5 protein-coding genes are annotated in these 5,085 nt (G+C 43.6%); all 5 read right to left on the bottom strand.

What is annotated here, in order from left to right:
- Positions 1 to 42: 42 nt before the first annotated feature.
- The gene (locus tag B5D40_RS14810) at positions 43 to 612 is read right to left on the bottom strand and encodes a hypothetical protein (protein WP_078777536.1); all 570 of its coding nucleotides are present in this window, start codon (positions 610 to 612) and stop codon (positions 43 to 45) included.
- Complete coding sequence (locus B5D40_RS14805) at positions 609 to 1,265, bottom strand: hypothetical protein (protein ID WP_143394405.1); 657 nt, start codon at positions 1,263 to 1,265, stop codon at positions 609 to 611. Before B5D40_RS14805 ends, B5D40_RS14810 begins: the two co-directional genes overlap by 4 nt.
- Positions 1,266 to 1,269: 4 nt before the next feature.
- Complete coding sequence (locus B5D40_RS14800) at positions 1,270 to 2,220, bottom strand: RloB domain-containing protein (RefSeq protein ID WP_078777534.1); 951 nt, start codon at positions 2,218 to 2,220, stop codon at positions 1,270 to 1,272.
- Positions 2,220 to 3,494, bottom strand: coding sequence for an AAA family ATPase (locus B5D40_RS14795; protein WP_198951021.1), 1,275 nt, complete (start codon positions 3,492 to 3,494; stop codon positions 2,220 to 2,222). The genes B5D40_RS14800 and B5D40_RS14795 overlap by 1 nt, the downstream gene beginning before the upstream one ends.
- 296 nt (positions 3,495 to 3,790) lie before the next feature.
- Positions 3,791 to 4,963, bottom strand: a complete 1,173-nt coding sequence (locus B5D40_RS14790) for an ATP-binding protein (RefSeq protein WP_078777532.1) — start codon at positions 4,961 to 4,963, stop codon at positions 3,791 to 3,793.
- Positions 4,964 to 5,085 lie beyond the last annotated feature (122 nt).

The raw sequence follows: 5,085 nt of genomic DNA, 5'->3' as shown, positions 1-5,085 counted from the left end.
TCATATTTTAGAAAACCTTGCAATATTTTCACAGGGTAGAAATCAGTTTTTCCCAATAGTTATGCGGGCTGGGCGGGATTTTAAGGGAGGACTAATTAAAAGCGGAGTCCCGATACCTCGGAGTTTTTGTGCGATAGTGAATTCTCTCTGTAAAGGCATATACACTTGTTCTCCACCATAATATTTTAGTAGAGGTTCTGCTCCGCTATTAGAAAGAGCTTCTGTGGTAAGATTAAAAAAGATATAGTTGTCGCGAGACGATTTCTGGATTTTGTCGAAATACGCATCCCATAATTTCTTAATGGTTTCGAGTTCTTCTACTGTGAATAGGCCGCTATAGCGGGACAAAAAAGTTTCTCTTATTTCTTGCCCGCTTCTAGATTTGAGTCCTTCTTTTAGGATGTCTTCTTTGTTTGCTCTTGTGTAATGGTAACCGACAATATTGCAGTCTTTGGAAAATTCAGTTAGCCGTTCAATCAGTTCCTGAAATACAGGATTTTCAATCAACTCATCTGAGGATTCTGTGTTTAATAGTAGCTCTGTGTGCTTTTCCATCTCTTCAAAAAAGAATGGCGGGAATCCGGCTAATGTGCAAAGATTTAATATTTTCATAGAAAACTCTTGATGAACGATAGAATTGAAGAAATGTTTCCGAAATCAGACAGAATGTTTGAGTTCTTAGATTTAGTTACAGCTTCATGAATTTCCTGCAGCATCTTTAATGCCTTGGTCCTGTCAATCTCAACGGCATCTTTTGTCTTTTCATCTTCGGTTTTAACGAAAATAATATCCTTGTTTTTCTTGAAGGTGTCTTTTGCCCGTTGAACGTATTCTTTGTTGACAATTCTTAGACAGAGTCGTTCATAGTTAAAACTTTCTTTGCCTTTGCTTTTGATAAATTCGATGTCCTTTTGCGTTGCTCGCGAAGAATTGATTCTCTTTAGTAATGCAGTGGTTATGTTAAGTTCTTTGATGGGAATTCCGGATTCTTCCGCGAGGCGGATGATAAGGGATGTTCCTTTTGGACCTTCGCCAAGATATCCTGAAGTCAATCCACTTTTAATAAAAACGATATAATCTTCGCTTTCAAAAGTGAGCATAAGTGCATGATGCTCGCCATGGGTTAGGATTGTCATTTCCTTGATTTTACGAATTCCGTACAGACGGTTCATTAAATCGTCTATGCAATCTTGCGTAGCTCTAGTAGAACCTTCGTATTTAATGTCGGTGCTGTAAAGACCTAGCGGATCGTTATTGAGAATCATTTGTTTATCCTCTCATTTCCTGAATCAGCAATCCGACATTTGATCCTATATCGTTCTTTAACGCATCAATGTTCTCTGTAAACAATTTCTCGTTAGCAATAGCGGTATCGATGGCTTGTATAAACGGCTGCGTTTTCAGTTTGGATTTGTTGTAGCCGCTGAATTCTTGTTTGAGAAGGGTTTCTATGTGGTCTATGAATTCCGGCGGCTGCATACTTGAAAATTTTGCAGCCAAGTCTTCTTTCATGCCGGCGAAGTTGTTGCAATGCATCAATAGCCACAGTTCAAAACCGGGATTACTGATGTAGAACTGGACGTTATTTGCAATGCATGTGTCCTTTACGTAGTCGAACTGCGAGCAGGTAAAACTCATCGGGTCGCGATCTACAATTAGACAAATTTTATCTATTTCCGGTGCGTATGGAATAGACTGTTCGTTCAGGGCATCGCCAATGTTCTTGATGATGAGTTCGCAAATTCGAGGTTTTTCTTTTGCGAGGAATTCCGTCACTTTCGTTACGGTTGCTTCTTTGTCTTCGACAAAGTCATCGGGCGATACCTTTAGGATGTCACGGTAAATGCGTTCGAGTAGGCGGCTGATTTCTGGAATCTTCTCCTTGTGTTTGCTTAGGTATTCGCTATAATACAAGCATTCAATCATTGCGTTCAGTAATGTGCTGTACGAAATTTTGTCGGATGTAGATTCCTCGATATTCAGGAGCAGCCTGTCCAAAATCTTTTTGGGATTGCTCCAGCAATCTTCGCCATAGCTCCGTGTCAAGGGGAGTATTTTGATAATGGGAGGAATACCTAGCTGGATTTTATTTTCTTCGACGGCTTCGAAATACTGCGGTTCCGTTTCGGTTCCTTCCGTCAAAAGAATGTACTTGATGTTGACTTCGCGTTGTGGCGAATCCTCACGTTTTCTTTTCCCAAAGGACTTAGACTCTCTCATTAGCCCTCCTCAATCGGGAAAATCGAAGTGAACAGAGGTACTCCACCGTAGCGCCCTTCGAGGTAGGCCTTGTCTATTTTCTTGTCGAAACGTTCGTTGTATTCTTCCAACGAATAGATGTCGCTTGCGCCATTTTTGTTTTTATTCACAAACCATATTTCATCGCGACGCAGCAGGTCAAAGTCCATCAGGCGGGATTCGTGAGTGGTCACAATCAATTGTACATCGCGGTTCTTGGAATATTCGAAGAACGCCTTTACGAATTGATATGAAAGACATGGGTGCAGACAACGGTCCAGTTCATCGATGACGTAAGTCTTGCTGGTCTTGGAGAGCAAGATTTCGAGAAGGTCGAAAAGGCGGGCGGTGCCGTCGGATTCCTCGGCCATCTTGAACAAGGTGGAATTTTGGAAATTGTGCTTGAACTGGATGGAGTAAGCCTTGTCCCTTTTGCCCCGTTCCATTTTAACGACGAATATCTCGTTTCTGTCCCTGATGAAAATATCGTTCTTTGGAGTGCTGCTCAATTCCATCTGTTTAGCGACGTTCTGGAGCCAAAGTGGAGGGAAGAACGGAGCGACTTTTTCCAACGGAACCTGCACGGATTTCACGTTTTCAATCCCGGTACCGAAAGCCTTTAGAAGTTTCGATGCCTGGCAAAGGGCTTCTTCGTTTGCCAAGAAAGAAGAAGTCGAAAGAGGGTTCGCCGGATAGTTGATATCCAGATTGTTGGCAATCCAGTTGAAGGCGGTCCGCAGAACTTCTGCCTGTGGGTTAGTCTTGTAAAAACCGGCCATGGTGCGGTTGATAAAGTTCAAGAACAGACCGTTGCTCCCGTAAAAACTGGAAACAAGAACGCTGAGCATCTGGTTTTTGGCGAGAGGCCCGCCGAATTCGTAATTATGCTGAGCGTCCTCTTTCTTGAAAAGATACTCCTCTTTAGTAGGCGAGAGCTTGCAGAGCCATTCAGAAACAAAAATCCCGGTACTTAAAATGACTTCGAAGCCATACGCGTACGCTTCGTCGCCGACGATGAATTCCGCCTCAAAATAGCTTGGCTTGTCCTTGTTGCTCGGGTCGGTTTTGCAGTATAGGTTTGCGTCCTGTGGGAGGGCGCTCCCGTTCAAAGTGCAGTTTTTAAAGAACGCCATCGCCTTGATCAGGTTGGATTTGCCTGCCGCGTTCGCTCCGTAAATTGCCGCGAATTTAAGCAGGTTCTGCTTGCTGGATTTAAGGACGTGGTCTTCTTTACTGCGGACTTTCCCCGGAATCATTGAAAATTCTTGACTAGAAGTATCGTGTGATGCACGGTCTTCTGAATCGAATGAGAGGAAATTCTTGACATTAAAACGTATCAGCATATCTTCCGTCCGCGTTTATTTGTGAAAATTTCTCTTTTGTATTGTATAATTTAACAAAATTTTGTCAAAAAAGCAAACACTAAAGTGAAAAAATCACTTTTAACGGTGTTTTTTTTTTGCTGTTTTTAGCCGAAAATCGAGAAGAATTCCCGCTTGCATAGTCGAGTCCAAAAAAGTCGGGTGGCGATAAGGGTTGATCATTGGAAAAATCAGTCCCACACCACCTCATCTTCCCCTTTTTTATAAACATCTGCAAGGTTTATCTCGTCAAGTCTTTTGGCGTATAGATTGCGTTGGTTTCGTTGCGGGATTTCGTTCTTGTATGGCGATGTTCCGGCTGTTTGTTGCGGCGCATTTAGGAATCGTGCAACTTGGCTTTTGGACACGCTAGAAAGAATTTCAATTTCGCGGACTGTAAAGCCTTGCTCATGCAGGCGATGTAGATTGTTGGTCGTGTCGCCTGTGAGCAATTCATAGATGCGACCTAAATAGTCGCCTTCGATTGTTTCATCACAGAAGCAGACTGCGTTTCGCAGAATTTTTTTCATTTCACTTGGACAAGGCGTTTTCTTTTTCAAGCCGAGTATTTTTCTAAACAGGCGGGGGTTGTGATAGCCGATTTTGAACTTGGTCAGGAAATTATTCAAAATAGATTCTGCGATATCGGCCAGGTCCTCTTGCGTGTATCGGTTGAAATCGACAATGGAATCGAAACGGCGAGAGAGGGCCTTGTCAAAATGCTTGAAAAGGTTTGTCGTGGCGATGATGGTAATTTGTTCGTTCAAGTTGTCGAAGCCCTTGAGAATGGCCGACGTGGCACGGCCCATCTCGCGGAGGTCTTGGGAATTGGTTCTGTCAAGAGCAATGGCGTCGATTTCGTCGAACAGCACGAGTATTTTTTCCGGGTGCGCAAAATGGTTCAGTTCGTCAAAAAGCGAAGCGATGTTCTTTTGCGTCTGGCCGAGCTTGCTGTCAATGATGGTGTCGAAATCGACGCAGAACAGGTCGCGTTCCAGAATGCGGGCGATTTGCCGGACTGATTCGGTTTTGCCTGTTCCGGGAGCACCCTGGAAAAGGAACTTGTTGATTCCCATATTCCGCTGGATGGCATTGATGATTCCAAGGATATCTTTTTCGATAGGTGTGGGGAGCGGCAGCGAATCGTGCGAAGGGGCGACCTTGCGGAAAAAGGTCATCTGGTCTTCGTGCATTTGCGGCACAAAGGCGTTTGCGCTGGACATAAGGGCCATGATGTATTCTGAAAGCTGGAAATCGCCGCTAGCGTCAAAATCCCGGGCAATTTCGTATGCCTCCTCGCGGAAAGCGGGATCGTTTTTTTCGGCGTAATAGCGAATCAGATTGATAATATTCTTCTTTTTCATTGTGTAGTCCCTTGTCTTTGGTTAATATAGTCAGCCCTTAAAAAGTCACTTTGCGAACGCAAGATAAGGACGTTCGCATTTTTTGTTCATTCCGTTCCACAGAAGGCAAAAACAGTATAGCC

The organism is Fibrobacter intestinalis, assembly GCF_900167415.1.
Lineage (GTDB): Bacteria > Fibrobacterota > Fibrobacteria > Fibrobacterales > Fibrobacteraceae > Hallerella > Hallerella intestinalis.
Note: the sequence above shows the minus strand (reverse complement) of the source record. Positions and strands in the feature narration are given on the sequence as shown.

Coding starts and splice junctions, on each gene's coding strand:
- B5D40_RS14805 (WP_143394405.1), bottom strand. CDS start 1,265: ATGATTCTCAATAACGATCCGCTAGGTCTTTACAGCACCGACATTAAA.
- B5D40_RS14810 (WP_078777536.1), bottom strand. CDS start 612: ATGAAAATATTAAATCTTTGCACATTAGCCGGATTCCCGCCATTCTTT.
- B5D40_RS14800 (WP_078777534.1), bottom strand. CDS start 2,220: ATGAGAGAGTCTAAGTCCTTTGGGAAAAGAAAACGTGAGGATTCGCCA.
- B5D40_RS14790 (WP_078777532.1), bottom strand. CDS start 4,963: ATGAAAAAGAAGAATATTATCAATCTGATTCGCTATTACGCCGAAAAA.
- B5D40_RS14795 (WP_198951021.1), bottom strand. CDS start 3,494: ATGATTCCGGGGAAAGTCCGCAGTAAAGAAGACCACGTCCTTAAATCC.